We start from the raw sequence: 14,184 nt of genomic DNA on the forward strand, positions 1-14,184 counted from the left end.
GGGGACAACTCATACCAGCCTAGGTTAAACGCAGTGATAGACCTCTCGGTGGCGCTGGGAAATTTCCACCCGCAGGTCGGGGAACGCCTCCTTCAGCCACCCCTCCAACACGGGGCACACCATGTTCTCTGTGGGGTAGTGTCCGGCGTCCAACAGGTTCAGGCCCTGGGCCTTGGCCGCCAAAAACACATCGTACTTCACGTCAGCGGTGACAAAGGTGTCACATCCGGCGGCCAGCACATCCCCCAGCATACTGCCACAGGAGCCGCCACCAACAGCCACCCGGTGCACCGGCTTGCCGCTGTCCACCACCCGCACGCAGGCGGCACCTAGCTGCTCCTTCACCAGGGCAGCAAAGCTCTCCACGCTCTGGGCTTCCACCTGGCCAATCCGTCCAATGCCATAGGGGTTTCCCTGCTCGTCCACCCCATCCTGGCTCAGCTGCTCCACCTGGGTCAACCCCAGCTTGCAGGCTAGGGCGTCGTTGACACCCTCCGCCACGGCGTCCAGGTTGGTGTGGGCGCAAATAGCGGCAATGCCGTGCTCTGCCATGGTCAGCAGCAGGTCTCCGCCGGGGGTGACGTCGGCGAGCTGTTTGACCCCTTCCCAGATCACCGGATGGTGGGACACAATGAGCTGTGCCCCCAGCTCCACGGCCTCGTCCACTACGTCTCTGGTGATGTCCAGAGCGATGAGAACCCGATCCACCGGGGCGTTGCGCCGCCCTACCAGGAAACCGGCGTTGTCAAACCCCAGCTGATATTGAAAGGGGGCCTTCTTCTGGATGGCCTCATAGATTTGCTGTACGGTGTTCATGCTTCCAGCTCCTTTTTCATATCATCCATGCCTGCCAGTACCTGTTCCAGCTGCTCCACCACAGCCTGGTCCGGGTTGGCAGAGGCCTTCTGTCCCTCCAGAGCCCGGCGCACCTTGCCCTCCATCATAGACAGGTATGCCCCTCTCAGAGGCTGTGGGGTGTTGCGCCCCACCCAGAGCTCTGCCGGGGTCATGGGGACATCCTGACCGCCCCGCACGGTGAGCACGGTATACATGCGGCTACCCTCTTGGCACAGAGTCTCGTGCTCCACCCGGTAGCCGTTTTCCACCAGCCACTGGCGGAGGTCCGGGAAGGAGGTCATGGGCTGGAGGAGCAGCAAGGTGTTCTCACGGGTCCAGGGAGCCTGCTCCAAAATGGCGGCAATGGTCTCCCCGCCCATTCCAGCGATGGCCACCACGTCCGCCTCCCCTGCCTGAATACCGGACAGCCCGTCACACAGGCGCAGAGAGACCCGGTCCGCCACTCCGTGCTGCTCCACCGTCTCCTTGGCCCGGGACAAGGGGCCCTCCCGCAAATCCGAGGCGATGGCGGAGGGAATGCGCCCCTCTAACAGCAGCCATGCCGGCAGCAGTGCATGGTCCGTGCCCACATCTGCCAGCACCGAGCCCTGGGGGACCTGCTGGGCAATGGCACGCAATCTCGGCGTCAATTCCATAAAAATCCCTCATTTTCATCAGATACAAGAAAAGAGCGGTTACCCGCTCTTTTCCCGCAATGGTTTTTATTCGCCGATGTTGGCGTTGAGCTTCTCCAGCAGAGCGTTCACGTCCACGCCGTGAACCATGCAGGCCTGCTCCACAGTCTCACCCCGGGAAGAGGGGCAGCCCAGGCAGTGCATGCCGATGGACAGGAAGATGGGGGCAGTCTGAGGAGCGATGTCCAGAATATCGCCGATGATAGTATCCTTCGTAATCTTAGCCATGTGATATGACCTCCTGATCTAGTTTGTCGAACAGTGATAGTATATCCAACCCTGCACGGTTTTGCAAGGGTCAGTTGGGAAACTCACTGGAATTCCTTCAAGAACGCCTCCAGGCGGTCCATACCCTTCTTGATGTTCTCCATGGAAGTGGCATAAGACCAGCGCACAAAGTTGGGTGCACCAAAAGCAGTACCGGGCACGGTGGCCACCAGGCCATACTTCAAGAAGGCCTGGGAGAAGTCGTCACAGGTGTTGATCACCTGGCCGTGGACGGTGCGGCCCACCAGCTTCTCCATGTTCATCATCACGTAAAAAGCGCCCTCGGGCTTGATACAGCTGACGCCCTCCACCTGGTTCATACGCTCCACCAGGTAGTTGCGCCGCTCCTCAAAGGCCTGCCGCATGGTCTCAATCTTCTCCTGGGAGCCGCTGAGGGCCGCCTCTGCCGCCTTTTGGGAAATGGTGCAGCAGGAGCCCGCACAGTGGCTGAGGTAGTTGCTCATGACTTTGATGATCTCGGGCTCAGCCAGAGCGTAGCCAATGCGCCAGCCCGTCATGGCATAGGCCTTGGAGACGCCGTTGATGAGGATGGTGCGCTTCTTTACCTCTTCGCCCAGGCTGGCCACAGAGGTAAATTTCAGCCCATCATAGAGCAGGCAGGAGTAGATCTCATCGGCGATGATGTACAGGTCATTCTCCACGCACACATCCACCAGAGCCTTCAGCTCCTCCCCGTTGTACACCATGCCGGTGGGGTTGGAGGGATTGTTGAGAATCATAGCCTTGGTCTTGGGGGTAATGGCATCCCGTAGCTGCTGAGCGGTAATTTTAAACCCGGCAGATTCCTCCGCAGTCACCACCACAGGCACGCCACCCATCATGCGGACCAGCTCAATGTAGCTGACCCAGTAGGGGGCTGGGACAATCACCTCGTCCCCGGGATTGACCAGAGCCCGGAGGGCCACATACACACAGTGCTTGGCACCAGCGGCCACCATCACCTGGGACGGCTCATACTCCACGTGGAAGTCCGCCTTCACACGCTCGCACACCGCCTTCTTAATGCCGGGCAAACCGGAAGCGGGGGTGTAGCGGGTGTTGTTCTCCTCAATGGCCCGGATACCAGCGGCCTTGATCTCGTCCGGGGTGTTAAAATCCGGCTCACCAGCGCCAAATCCCACCACGTCTATGCCGTCGGCCTTCATCTGCTTGGCCAGAGAGTCAATGGCCATGGTGCTGGATGCCTGCACCTGAGAGGCAATCTTGGACAGTTCTTTCAAGTCAATCCCTCCGTACACTTCATTTGTGACATATTATATCGTCTTTCTTGCACATATGCAAGAGTCAATCCCATGGATACGGGTTATTTTGCATGTTATAACGTCTTGTGCTGCAAAATTCACCGGGTGCGCTTGGTGGTGTTCTTGCGGTAGAGAAAATACAGCCCCTTGACCATCAGGTCCCGGTCGTACTGAATCTCATGGCGGCAGTGGCGGAAGATCTCCGGGGCGTACTCTCCCGTAGCCACCACAGAGGCGGCCTTCTCCCCGGCAGACTCCTCCATCTCGTCAATGAGGCGATCAATGGACCCGGCATACCCGTACACCACACCCGCTCGCATGGAGTCCACCGTGTTGCGGCCTAGGGGAGAATCCACCTTCCCCATGGCAATGTGGGGTAGCTGGGCCCCGTTGTCGGACAGGGCCTCCAGAGCAATGGCCATACCCGGCATAATGGAACATCCCTCATAAGAGGCCTGACGCATGTAGGAGAAGGACAGGGCGGTGCCCGAGTTGATGACAATGGACGGGGACGGATACAGGGCCACCGCTGCCATCGCCGAGGCCACAATGTTGCTGCCCAGCTGGTTGTGCACGTCCGCCCGGATGTTCAGCCCAGTTTTCACTCCCGGGCCCACCACCATGGGGCGCTTCCCCGTCAGACGCTGAATGGCCCGGACAAAAATATCCGTCACCTGGGGTACAACGCTGGACACAATGGCCCCCTGTACTTCCTGGATCTTCCCGCCGTACAGCTGGAACACCCCCATGAGGTCCAGGGCGCATCGATCTTCACTGTATCTGCGCTCACTTTCCAGCTCAGAGCGGAACCGGATGTCACCGTTCTCTTCAAACAGTGCGATGGTGACATGGATATTGCTGATGGCCACAGCCAAAATCAAAGCGCCCAACCCCTTCATGATCAGATTCATATTATTTTTATTATAGCCAGCAATCCAGAGCAATGCAAGAGGGAACCTCCGCCCGAATCCAGTCCGGCGGAGGTTCCCCAGGTCGTTAAATATTATCCCGGATGATCTGACCCATACGGCGGGTGCCAATGACGTCTTCTCCCGGTTTGGCAATGTCGGCCGTGCGCCAGCCGTCAGCCAGGGCCTGGTCCACCGCCCGCTCCACAGCATCCGCCTCGGCAGACAGCTGGAAGGAGTAGCGGAGCATCATGGCCACGGAGAGAATGGTGGCAATGGGGTTGGCCTTGTCCTGCCCGGCGATATCGGGGGCAGAGCCATGGATGGGCTCATAGAGGGCGGGGGCCGTATCTCCCATAGAGGCGGAAGGCAACAGGCCAATAGACCCGGTGATCATGGAGGCCTCGTCGGAGAGGATATCTCCGAACATGTTCTCGGTGACCACCACGTCAAACTGGCCCGGGTCCCGCACCAGCTGCATGGCGCAGTTGTCCACCAGTACGTCCTCATAGGCCACGTCGGGGTACTCTTCCGCCAGGCGGTGCATCACAGACCGCCACAGGCGGCTGGTCTCCAGCACGTTGGCCTTGTCCACACTGGACACTTTCTTCCGTCTCAGCCGGGCCATCTCAAAGGCGCGGCGGCCAATGCGCTCGATCTCCATCTCGGAGTAGGCCATCAGGTCGGTGCACTCCACGCCCCGGTCCGGGGTGTCGTAGCGGTCCCGCTTGCCAAAGTACACGCCTCCGGTGAGCTCCCGCACCATCATCAGGTCAATACCCTTCTCGGCAGTCTCCTTCTTCAGCGGGCAAGCCTCGGCCAAAGCGGGTCGCAGAGCGGCAGGACGCAGATTGGCGTATAGCCCTAAGTCCTTGCGGATGGCCAACAGAGCGGTCTCCGGCCGCTGCTCGGCGGGCTTGTCGCTGCCCCACTTGGGGCCGCCCACAGCGCCCAACAACACAGCGTCACAGCTCTTGCACACCTCAGCGGTGCCGTCGGGATAGCTCTTTCCCACCGCATCGGTGGCGCAGCCTCCCAGAAGCACATCCACATAGGTGAAGGTGTGGCCGAACTTCTCTCCCACCTTGTCCAGAACACCTACCGCCTCATGGACAATCTCAGGGCCGATTCCGTCCCCCCGAATCAGTGCAATTTTATAATTCATTTGGCAATCCCCCTAGCTTTCAGAGAGTGGAGCAGGCCACCGTGCTCAATGATGCCGTTGACAAAATCGGGGAACGGCGCAGCCTGGAAAGTCTGCCCGGTGCTCTCATTCTCAATGACGCCCGTGGCAAAGTTCACCGTGACACTATCGCCCGGAGAGATGCCGTCCACCGCCTCGGGGCACTCCATGATGGGGAAGCCGATGTTGATGGCGTTGCGGTAGAAGATACGGGCAAAGCTCTTGGCGATGACACACTTCACGCCACAGGCCTTGATGGCCAGGGGGGCGTGCTCTCGGGAGGAGCCACAGCCAAAGTTGCTGCCACCCACCACAATGTCACCGGGCTCCACCGTGGTGGCAAAGTCGGCATCAATGTCCTCCATACAGTGGGAGGCCAGGGACTTCTCGTCCGGGGCGTTTAAGTAGCGGGCGGGAATGATGACGTCGGTATCCACGTTGTCGCCGTATTTGTAAATCTTCATCTTCTCATCCCTCCCTCAGATGGTGGCGGGGTCGGTGACCACGCCGGTGATGGCGGAAGCCGCTGCCACCGCAGGGCTTGCCAGAATGATCATGGAACTGGTGGGGCCCATGCGGCCCACGAAGTTGCGGTTGGTGGTGGCAATGGCCCACTCGTTGTCACTAAGGACACCCATATGTCCGCCCAGACAGGGCCCACAGGTGGGGGTAGATACCGCGGCCCCGGCCTGGATAAAGTCAGCAATGAGGCCCTCCTCCATAGCCTGGAGATAGATCTGCTGGGTGGCGGGAATGACAATACACCTCACCCCGTCAGCCACCTTCTTTCCCCGGAGGATGGCAGCGGCCTCCCGCAGGTCCTTCAAGCGTCCGTTGGTGCAGGAGCCGATGACCACCTGCTGGATGGGCTTACCCGCCACTTCGTCCACCGGCTGGGTGTTGGAGGGCAAATGAGGCAAAGCCACAGTGGGACGCAGCGTGGACAGGTCGATTTCCACAGTGCGGGCATACACGGCGTCCTCGTCCGCCTCAAAGGCGGTCCAGGCCCGCTCCACCCGTCCGTTCAAGTAGGCGATGGTCTTCTCGTCCACAGGGAAGATGCCGTTTTTGGCTCCCGCCTCAATGGCCATGTTGCAAATGGTGAACCGATCGTCCATCTCCAGGGAAGCCACGCCATCCCCGCAGAACTCCAGGGACTGGTACAGGGCTCCGTCCACTCCAATCATACCGATGAGGTGGAGCACCACGTCCTTACCGCTGACATAGGGGGAGAGAGTTCCGGTGAGCTTGACCTGAATGGCCTGGGGCACCTTGAACCAGGCAAGACCGGTGGCCATGCCCGCCGCCATATCGGTGGAGCCCACGCCAGTGGAGAAAGCGCCCAGAGCGCCATAAGTACAGGTGTGGGAGTCTGCGCCAATGATGACCTCACCGGGGGCAGCCAAGCCCTTCTCGGGAATCAGGGCGTGCTCAATGCCCATCTGGCCCACATCGTAGAAGTGAGTGATCTGGTGCTTGTGGGCAAAGTCCCGGCACCTGGCGCACAGCTGGGCGGACTTGATGTCCTTACAGGGGGTGGAGTGGTCCAGCACAATGGCGATCTTGTCCTGGTCAAACACCGTGGACAACCCCGCCTTCTCAAACTCTTTGATGGCCACAGGGGTAGTAATGTCGTTGCCCAGCACCAGGTCCAACTTACCCTCTAAGAGCTGTCCGGCCTGTACCTGGTCCAAACCCGCTGCCCGGGCCAAAATTTTCTGCGTCATGGTCATACCCATGAGACGCACCTCCTCGTTTCTCAGGTTGTTCGGTACATTCATTATGCCAAAGCCTATGGAAAAAGAATGTAACATATGATACAATCTTGAATAGATTGGAGGGAACGGCATGGCACAGTGGGATATCTTCGCCCAGGGGCAGACCCCCAAGTTGTACACCAAGGGGCAGATGATCTATCTCCAGGGGGAGCAGCCTCACTACTTTTACTACCTGGTGTCCGGCTCTGCCCGCAGCTTTCTCAGCAGCCCGGAGGGAGACGAGCGGATTTTGACCATCCACCGCAGTGGGGACCTGATGGGCGAGGCATCTTTTTTTGACCAGTACCCTCGGGTCAGCTCCGCCATGGCCCTGGAGGACAGCCTGGTAGTGTCCATTGACCAGCAGCGGCTGGATCAGATCTTCATGGAGCACCCCCAGTTGGCCCAGCCCATGCTGCGCTATCTGGCCCGCACCATTCGGATTCTCTCCGACCACGTGGACACGGCCTCTCTCCCAGCCATTGGCCGGGTAGCTCGGTACCTGCTGACCTTACCCCGAGGCGAGAACAACACCGTGGCGTGTACGCACGAGAGCATCGGCCAGGCCATTGGCATGAGCCGCATCACCGTCAGCCGGGCCATGAAGCAACTGGTACAGCAGGGTGTGGTGGAGACGGGGTACGGCACAGTACAGATTTTGGACGAAGGACAGCTTCAAGTGTTACAAAACCGATAAACCAGCAAGGCCGGGAAGCCCCATCGAGCTTCCCGGCCTTCTCTCATGTTCCATGTCGGTCAATATGTAAGAGGGCCTGATAGAACACATCCTGCAACAAATCCTCGGCCATGGTCTCGTTCCGGGTCAGGGCCAGGAGAAACCGGTACACAGGACGGCTATAGGTCTCATAAATCTCTTGAAATCCTGACATGTCTCTCCCCCTTCCTCCGGCATTTCTCTCCCCATTGTATCAGATCTCTGCTGTCTTCTCCACTTGGTTTGCTCACCCATTAGAACCCTGAACAAACCAAACGTTACAAAAAAAGATGTGCCACAGAACCCATGTTCTGCGACACATCTTTTCCTTACAGAATGATGCAAATCAGGCCCCCGGACCCCTCGTTGATGATGCGCTGGAGGGTGTCCCGCAACTTCTCCCGGGCATCCTCCGGCATACGCTTGAGTTTGGCTTGCAAATCCTCCCCCACCAGCTCGTGGAAGGAGCGGCCAAACATATTGGAGTCCCATATCTTCCCCGTATCCCCCTCGAACTGACGCAGGAGGAAGTCCACCATCTCCTCCGACTGTTTCTCCGTCCCCATGATGGGAGAGACCTCGGTTTTGATGTCCGCCCGCATCATGTGGATGGAGGGAGCCGAGGCTTTGAGGCGTACCCCGTAGCGGCCGCCCTGCTTGACGATCTCCGGCTCCTCCAGGGTCATCTCCTGGGGATCGGGCATGACGATGCCGTAGCCCGTCTCCTCCACCTGGGCCAGGGCCTGCTCCACCTTCTCATATTTCCGCTTCATGGAGGCCATCTGGACCAGCTGTCCAATGAGGTCTCCGTCATCGTGAATCTCCAAGCCGCAGCGCTGGGACACTGTCTCATAGAACAGACTTCGTGGCAGCTCCAGCACCGCCGTTACCACGCCGTTACCCATGTCCATGCGGGTGATCTGGGCAGAGGCAATTTCCTCCCGCTGGTCCAAGGCCTCCACCGCTGCTTCTGTGTCCCGCAGCCGCTCCAACCCTCCGGCCTCTTGGCGAATCATCCCATAGAGCTGGCTTTTGATGGGGTGGTCAAAGGGGAGCACATCCACCCAGGAGGGGAGAAACAGCTCCAGCTGCTTCATGGGGAACTCGTGGAGCACCCCGCTCAAGATGGCCTCCACCGTCTCCTCGTCCAAGGTCAGGCAGTTCACCGCCAAGCAGGTGACCTGGTACTGCTGGGCAATATCCGCCTGGATGGCTTGGGCCCGGTCGCTGTAGGGCTGGGCGGAGTTGAGCAGCACCACAAAGGGCTTGCCCATGGCTTTGAGTTCCTCAATGACCCGCTCCTCCGCCTCCAGGTAGTCCTCCCGAGGGATGTCGGCGATGGTTCCATCGGTGGTCACCACAATGCCAATGGTGGAGTGGTCAGTGATAACCTTCTGGGTGCCCAGCTCCGCCGCCTGGGTCATGGGGATCTCGTGGTCCATCCAGGGGGTGGTCACCATCCGGGGCTGGTCTCCGTCCATCTGCCCCATGGCTCCGGGCACCATGTAGCCCACACAGTCAATGAGCCGCACGGAGAAGGAGCTGCCGTCATCCATGGACAGACTCACTGCATCCTCTGGGACGAATTTTGGCTCGGCGGTCATCACCACACGGCCGGACCCGCTCTGGGGCAGCTCATCCCGGGCCCGGTCCCGCAGGTAAGTGTTCTGGATTTCCGGCAGCACCATGGTCTCCATAAAGCGCTTGATGAAGGTGGATTTTCCCGTGCGAACCGGACCAACCACCCCAATGTAAATATCGCCTTGGGTGCGCTGGGCGATATCCTCATACAATTTGTTGTGATCCACAGCAATTCCTCCTCACCGCAAGTTCTCTACATGTGTATGGGGATAAGCTGTGTAATATGCCACATCAAAAAATCGGCCGGAGAAACCCTCCGGCCGATTTTGGCGTGTTAGACTCGCTTGGTGGGAATGAGCAGAATCATTCCCTCCGGCACCGTCTCAGAGGCCAGCTCATTGGCCGTGCAAATATCCTGGATGGTGGCACCGCAGGCCTTGGCCACATCCCACAGCTGCTCTCCCGCATCCACCCGGCGAATGACCAGGGAGGGGCGGCTACACGGGCCCTCATAGGCACCCGTAGAAGCCACAGAACTGACACACAGCAGTTCCTCCTCCTTGGTGGTCAGCCAGCGGAACTCCAGCTCAAAGCGCAGGTCAATGCCGCCGCTGACAGCCGCCGCAGTCAAATCTCCCACCGCTCTGCAATGGACCTTGCGCTGGCACCCCTCCGGGATTTGATAGGGACAGGTGACCAGGACGCTGTCCGTAGCCCCACGCAGCTCTCCCTCCTCGTCCAAATACAGCATGTGTACTTGAATCTGGGCGGCTAGCTCGTTGCCGTGCTCTCCGCTGCGCTGGGTCACTTCCTTGACCACGGCGAAGCTGTCCAGCACCTGCTTGGCCTCCACCGAGGTCTGATAGAAGTGCCGGACACTTTGGCTGGTGCCGCCTGTCTCCGCCAGGGTACATAGAGGACAGGGAGAACGTTGGGCATCCAGCCGACAGCTCACAGAGTACACATCGGAGAGCAGTGTCACCTCCCGCTCCATACGAACCACCGCCTGGGCGCAGGCCTCCACAGTGACCTCCAGTTCTCCCTCTCGCAGGCGACAGTCCACGCTTTTCAGGCGCACGTCCACCTGAGAGCCCTGGTCCCCCGCCTCCTGCTCCACGTCCAGCACCTGGGAGAAGGGGAGCTCGAAACAGGTGGAAGTGACGCTGTCCCCGCACTGGTATACCAGGTACAGCTTCACAGAGCCTTTTACCACCAGCTTACGGCCGATGAGCTTTCCCTCCATCACATCCAGCTGGGGTCGGCACAGCAGCAGCTGCTGTACCTCTCCCTTGGAGGGGGGCATGCGCACCAAGTCGGAAAAGAGGAAGGGTTTCTCCACCACCCCGGTAATCACAATGTCCCGTGCAGGTAACAGCCGCTTCTCCAAGCTCCCCTCCGGGCCGCCCTGGACGTCGGTGTTCACCTCTTTGGCCGCCAGCTCATAGGCGGTGAGCTCCACCATAATTTCCGCCCGAGCCACCACTTTTCTGGGATTGATCGCCCGGGCATCCGCGAAGGTGACCGTGGCGCTGGATTGCACCACCGTGGTGGTGCGCAGCGATGGATGGTCTTTCAGGCACTGGAAGGGAATGGCCACCTCCAAGGTCTTGGGCAGCTGTTCCCCCTCGGGAATGTAGAACACCGTGGTCTGGATGGTACCTGTCAGCCGCACCGTCCCCTCTCCCGGCTCGCAGTCCCGGACATACACCCGCCCCACCGCCGTAACGATGCGGGCAATGTCCGGGTAAGTATCCGGCACAATGCTCTCCAGCGTCTCCTCCTGGGTCACCGCAGTGTCCAGAACCTGGCGGTATCCCTCCAGCACCACAGGCTGCAACTCCATATCCATAGACATCCTCCCTTTGTCCACATTCTGAGGTATCTATATGACCATGGAGGCCGGGATATTCCCTCAACCCGAGATGCCGAAAATCCGGCGCATAATCCCACACAGGGCTTTGGGAAACTTCACAACTACGATCCGCATAAACAACAGCCTCTCCTTTCCATGCTGAAATCTAATACAGCATATGAAAGAAGAGGCTGTCTGGTTCCTAATCCAATTTATTTTTCCCACTGAGGGCGGGACTTCACTTGATCGTACAGGCGCACATAGCTCTGGTAGCGGCTGGGAGCGATGGCACCGTTGTCCACTGCCTCCCGCACCGCACAGCCCCGCTCCTTGACGTGGGCACAGCCCACAAAGCGGCACTGTTCCAGATAAGGACGAAATTCCCGGAAGGTGTTGGCCAGCTCCTCCTTGGGGATGAGCTCCATCTGTTCCACATCGAAGGCGGAGAATCCGGGGGTATCTGCCACCAGTCCGCCCCCTACGCGGAACAGCTCCACGTGGCGGGTGGTGTGGCGGCCACGGCCCAACTTTTCACTGACCTGGCCCACCTTCAAGCCGAATTGCGGGCACAGGGCGTTGAGCACACTGGACTTGCCCACACCGGAATTTCCAGTGAATGCGGAGATCTTCCCATCCAGAACCCCCAACAGCTGCTCCAGACCCTCGCCCGTCTGAGCGCTGATGGCAAAGGACTGAAATCCAGCCTTCTGATACAGCTCTACCAGCTGAGTGGCGGGCTCCAAATCGCACTTGTTAAAGCAGATGATGGGCTGGCACCCCTTGTACTCGGCCAGAGACACCATCCGGTCAATGAGGAATGGGTCCGTGACCGGGATAGCCCCGGAAGCCAAAATCACCAGCTGGTCCATATTGGCCACCATAGGCCGCTGGAACTGATTGGAGCGGGGCAGGACCTCATCCACCATCCCAGTGCCGTCCTCGGTCACCGTAATGGCCACGTGGTCCCCCACCAGAGGGGTGATCTTCTGGTGGCGCAGTTTCCCACGGCCCCGGCAGGTAATGGGCTCTTGCTCTGCCCCCACGTCCACATAATAGAAGCCGCTGAGGGCCTTAATGATGGTACCCGTCATACGTTAAAACTCCAAGTCATAGCTCTCCACCCGCTCCCCATTGATCTCGATGGTTACTCGCTTGGTGGTGCCGGGACTCTGGGTCACTTCACGGGAGAAGTCTCCCTTCTCATCGGCATTCCACTTGCCGTCAAAGACGGTGGTGGAACCCAACGTCACCTTCAAATCAATGGTACCGGAGTAGTCGCTGAGGTCCACGGTGATGGTCTTCTTCACCGGGGCGTCTGTGGTCACCACCGGGGGATTGGTGACAGGGGGCTGGGTGGCCTCTGGGCCAAGGCTGACCTGGAGATCAATGGTGGTGCCAGGGTCCACCATGGTTCCCTTTTCAATGCTCTGCCACATCACCTTGCCTGCGGCATAGGTGTCGCTGTGATACTCCTTCACATTGGCCTTGAGCCCCTGCAGCTCCAGCTGGGCCTTCACCTGCTCCAGGCTCAAATCCACGTAATTGCCCACAGCAACCTTTTGATTCTCCTTGCCCTTGCTGACCACCAGAGTCACCTCGTCCCCCTCTTCCAGCTCGGTATCCTTCTTGGGGGTATAGGAGATGATATAGCCCTCTTCCGTGGTGGAGGAATACTCCTCCTCTGTGACCACTTTGAGTTTCATATCCTCCTCCAGCTTCTTCAATGCCCGTTCCAGTTCCCAACCCGTGACGTCAATCATCTTCAGTTCCTCTGTTCCGCCACTGATGGTGACGGTGATGGTGGACTTACCATCCTTGACCTTTCCATCGGCCTCAGGGGTCTGCTCACAGATCTGGTCCTTCTCATACTCCTCGTTGAACACTGTCTCGCCCACCTCGATGGTGAAATCACCCAGGATGGAGGGGTCCTTTTCCAACTCCTCCAGGGTGTAGCCCAACAGATTGGGTACGGTGTACTCCTTGGCCGGAGCAAAGATGGCACCTCGGATGAAATTAAAGAGGAAGATCACAATACCCACTACGAAGATAAGGATAGCCGCCACGGCCACCGCAATGGGCGGAAGCTTGACACGGCCTCCGAACAGCTTGATGCGCTCGGTCCGCTCGCCCTCCTCGTCATAGTACTCGTCATCCTCGTCGTACAATGCTCCAGTGTCGTTGGAGACTGGTTGCTGCTGCTCCGGCTCCCGGGCACCGGGAACGGGGATCACCCGAGTGGGCTCCTCGATGTTGTCGATACGGATGGTGTCCGAGGGAACGGCATCGGGATTTTTCTGAAACTCCGTCACCGCATCCAACATATCCTGAGCGGAAGCATAGCGCTGGTTGGGATTGGGGGCCATGGCCTTCATGGTGATGGCCTCCAGACCAACCGGAATATCGGGATTCAATTCCCGAGGCTGAATGGGAATGGAGTTGATGTGCTGAATGGCAATGAGCACCGGGGTCTCGCCCTCAAAGGGCAGCCGCCCGGTGAGCATCTCATAGAGCATGACGCCCACAGAGTACAGGTCAGACCGCCCGTCGATGTGGCTGCCCTTGGCCTGCTCCGGGGAGATATAATGCACCGACCCAATGGCCTCCTGGGTCAGGGTAGCCTGAGAGGACGTCAGGCGGGCAATGCCAAAGTCGGCCACCTTAATGCTGCCGTCCCGCAGCACCAGAATGTTGTGGGGCTTGATGTCCCGGTGGATGATGCCCCGGCTGTGGGCATGGTCCAGTGCCCGCAGCACCTGGGAGATAAAGTGCAGGGCCTCCTGCCACTTCAAGGGAGTGCCGCGCTTTTGCATATATTGCTTCAAGGTCATGCCGTCAATGAGCTCCATGACAATGTAGTTGAGCCCATCGCTCTGGCACACGTCATAGACACCCACAATGTTGACATGGGACAGCATGGCAACCGCCTGAGACTCCGCCTGGAAACGGCGGCGGAACTCTGCGTCGCTGGCCAGCTCCGGCTTGAGGATCTTGATGGCCACCAGCCGATTGAGCCGATGGCAGCGGGCCTTATACACCACGGCCATGCCACCCACGCCAATACGCTCTAAAATCTCATAGCGATTGTCGAGCATTTTACCTATGTATTGATCCATGGTAAATGTTCCTC

General features: G+C 59.1%; 14 protein-coding genes. 1 reads left to right on the forward strand and 13 read right to left on the reverse strand.

Annotated elements, in window-relative coordinates; genetic code table 11:
* Window positions 1-24: 24 nt before the first annotated feature.
* The 8 genes from B5F22_RS00825 to leuC all read right to left on the reverse strand — a co-directional run bounded on the left by B5F22_RS00825 (window position 25) and on the right by leuC (window position 6,891).
* Complete coding sequence (locus B5F22_RS00825) at window positions 25-816, reverse strand: Nif3-like dinuclear metal center hexameric protein (protein ID WP_087389785.1); 792 nt, start codon at window positions 814-816, stop codon at window positions 25-27.
* Window positions 813-1,493 carry a class I SAM-dependent methyltransferase gene (locus tag B5F22_RS00830; protein WP_087389787.1) on the reverse strand — a complete coding sequence of 227 codons (681 nt, stop codon included), beginning with the start codon at window positions 1,491-1,493 and terminating at the stop codon, window positions 813-815. Before B5F22_RS00830 ends, B5F22_RS00825 begins: the two co-directional genes overlap by 4 nt.
* 66 nt (window positions 1,494-1,559) lie before the next feature.
* Window positions 1,560-1,760: a DUF1858 domain-containing protein gene (locus B5F22_RS00835; RefSeq protein WP_087389790.1), complete on the reverse strand. Its 201-nt coding sequence runs from the start codon at window positions 1,758-1,760 to the stop codon at window positions 1,560-1,562.
* An 83-nt stretch (window positions 1,761-1,843) separates the two neighbouring features.
* Complete coding sequence (locus B5F22_RS00840; RefSeq protein WP_168124184.1) at window positions 1,844-2,992, reverse strand: pyridoxal phosphate-dependent aminotransferase; 1,149 nt, start codon at window positions 2,990-2,992, stop codon at window positions 1,844-1,846.
* A gap of 167 nt (window positions 2,993-3,159) precedes the next feature.
* A complete protein-coding gene (locus B5F22_RS00845; protein ID WP_242955024.1) occupies window positions 3,160-3,972 on the reverse strand; it encodes a type III pantothenate kinase in 813 nt (270 codons plus the stop codon).
* A gap of 85 nt (window positions 3,973-4,057) precedes the next feature.
* Window positions 4,058-5,134, reverse strand: coding sequence for a 3-isopropylmalate dehydrogenase (leuB, locus tag B5F22_RS00850; RefSeq protein WP_087389796.1), 1,077 nt, complete (start codon window positions 5,132-5,134; stop codon window positions 4,058-4,060).
* Complete coding sequence (locus B5F22_RS00855; protein WP_087389799.1) at window positions 5,131-5,616, reverse strand: 3-isopropylmalate dehydratase small subunit; 486 nt, start codon at window positions 5,614-5,616, stop codon at window positions 5,131-5,133. Before B5F22_RS00855 ends, leuB begins: the two co-directional genes overlap by 4 nt.
* 15 nt (window positions 5,617-5,631) lie before the next feature.
* Window positions 5,632-6,891, reverse strand: coding sequence for a 3-isopropylmalate dehydratase large subunit (gene leuC / locus B5F22_RS00860; protein WP_087389802.1), 1,260 nt, complete (start codon window positions 6,889-6,891; stop codon window positions 5,632-5,634).
* 109 nt (window positions 6,892-7,000) lie between these two features.
* Between leuC and B5F22_RS00865 the strand changes: the two genes are divergently transcribed.
* Window positions 7,001-7,606: a Crp/Fnr family transcriptional regulator gene (locus B5F22_RS00865; protein WP_087389804.1), complete on the forward strand. Its 606-nt coding sequence runs from the start codon at window positions 7,001-7,003 to the stop codon at window positions 7,604-7,606.
* A 43-nt stretch (window positions 7,607-7,649) separates the two neighbouring features.
* On the opposite strand, the gene B5F22_RS00870 is transcribed toward B5F22_RS00865, so the two are convergent.
* The 5 genes from B5F22_RS00870 to pknB all read right to left on the reverse strand — a co-directional run bounded on the left by B5F22_RS00870 (window position 7,650) and on the right by pknB (window position 14,170).
* On the reverse strand, window positions 7,650-7,799 hold the full coding sequence (locus B5F22_RS00870; RefSeq protein WP_087389807.1) for a sigma factor: 150 nt from the start codon (window positions 7,797-7,799) through the stop codon (window positions 7,650-7,652).
* A 154-nt stretch (window positions 7,800-7,953) separates the two neighbouring features.
* Window positions 7,954-9,432 carry a stage IV sporulation protein A gene (spoIVA, locus tag B5F22_RS00875; RefSeq protein ID WP_087389809.1) on the reverse strand — a complete coding sequence of 493 codons (1,479 nt, stop codon included), beginning with the start codon at window positions 9,430-9,432 and terminating at the stop codon, window positions 7,954-7,956.
* Between the two features lie 107 nt (window positions 9,433-9,539).
* The gene (locus B5F22_RS00880; protein WP_158096564.1) at window positions 9,540-11,054 is read right to left on the reverse strand and encodes an SPOCS domain-containing protein; all 1,515 of its coding nucleotides are present in this window, start codon (window positions 11,052-11,054) and stop codon (window positions 9,540-9,542) included.
* A 215-nt stretch (window positions 11,055-11,269) separates the two neighbouring features.
* The gene (gene rsgA, locus B5F22_RS00885) at window positions 11,270-12,148 is read right to left on the reverse strand and encodes a ribosome small subunit-dependent GTPase A (RefSeq protein WP_087389812.1); all 879 of its coding nucleotides are present in this window, start codon (window positions 12,146-12,148) and stop codon (window positions 11,270-11,272) included.
* A 3-nt stretch (window positions 12,149-12,151) separates the two neighbouring features.
* Complete coding sequence (gene pknB, locus B5F22_RS00890) at window positions 12,152-14,170, reverse strand: Stk1 family PASTA domain-containing Ser/Thr kinase (RefSeq protein WP_087389814.1); 2,019 nt, start codon at window positions 14,168-14,170, stop codon at window positions 12,152-12,154.
* Between the last annotated feature and the right edge of the window lie 14 nt (window positions 14,171-14,184).

It is taken from the genome of Pseudoflavonifractor sp. An187, from assembly GCF_002160275.1.
Lineage (GTDB): Bacteria > Bacillota > Clostridia > Oscillospirales > Oscillospiraceae > Enterenecus > Enterenecus faecium.

What these genes read in the sequence shown, in the direction of transcription:
- B5F22_RS00825 (WP_087389785.1), bottom strand. Translation starts at nt 816, where the DNA reads ATGAACACCGTACAGCAAATCTATGAGGCCATCCAGAAGAAGGCCCCC.
- B5F22_RS00830 (WP_087389787.1), bottom strand. Translation starts at nt 1,493, where the DNA reads ATGGAATTGACGCCGAGATTGCGTGCCATTGCCCAGCAGGTCCCCCAG.
- B5F22_RS00835 (WP_087389790.1), bottom strand. Translation starts at nt 1,760, where the DNA reads ATGGCTAAGATTACGAAGGATACTATCATCGGCGATATTCTGGACATC.
- B5F22_RS00840 (WP_168124184.1), bottom strand. Translation starts at nt 2,992, where the DNA reads ATGGCCATTGACTCTCTGGCCAAGCAGATGAAGGCCGACGGCATAGAC.
- B5F22_RS00845 (WP_242955024.1), bottom strand. Translation starts at nt 3,972, where the DNA reads ATGAATCTGATCATGAAGGGGTTGGGCGCTTTGATTTTGGCTGTGGCC.
- leuB (WP_087389796.1), bottom strand. Translation starts at nt 5,134, where the DNA reads ATGAATTATAAAATTGCACTGATTCGGGGGGACGGAATCGGCCCTGAG.
- B5F22_RS00855 (WP_087389799.1), bottom strand. Translation starts at nt 5,616, where the DNA reads ATGAAGATTTACAAATACGGCGACAACGTGGATACCGACGTCATCATT.
- leuC (WP_087389802.1), bottom strand. Translation starts at nt 6,891, where the DNA reads ATGGGTATGACCATGACGCAGAAAATTTTGGCCCGGGCAGCGGGTTTG.
- B5F22_RS00865 (WP_087389804.1), top strand. Translation starts at nt 7,001, where the DNA reads ATGGCACAGTGGGATATCTTCGCCCAGGGGCAGACCCCCAAGTTGTAC.
- B5F22_RS00870 (WP_087389807.1), bottom strand. Translation starts at nt 7,799, where the DNA reads ATGTCAGGATTTCAAGAGATTTATGAGACCTATAGCCGTCCTGTGTAC.
- B5F22_RS00880 (WP_158096564.1), bottom strand. Translation starts at nt 11,054, where the DNA reads ATGGATATGGAGTTGCAGCCTGTGGTGCTGGAGGGATACCGCCAGGTT.
- rsgA (WP_087389812.1), bottom strand. Translation starts at nt 12,148, where the DNA reads ATGACGGGTACCATCATTAAGGCCCTCAGCGGCTTCTATTATGTGGAC.
- pknB (WP_087389814.1), bottom strand. Translation starts at nt 14,170, where the DNA reads ATGGATCAATACATAGGTAAAATGCTCGACAATCGCTATGAGATTTTA.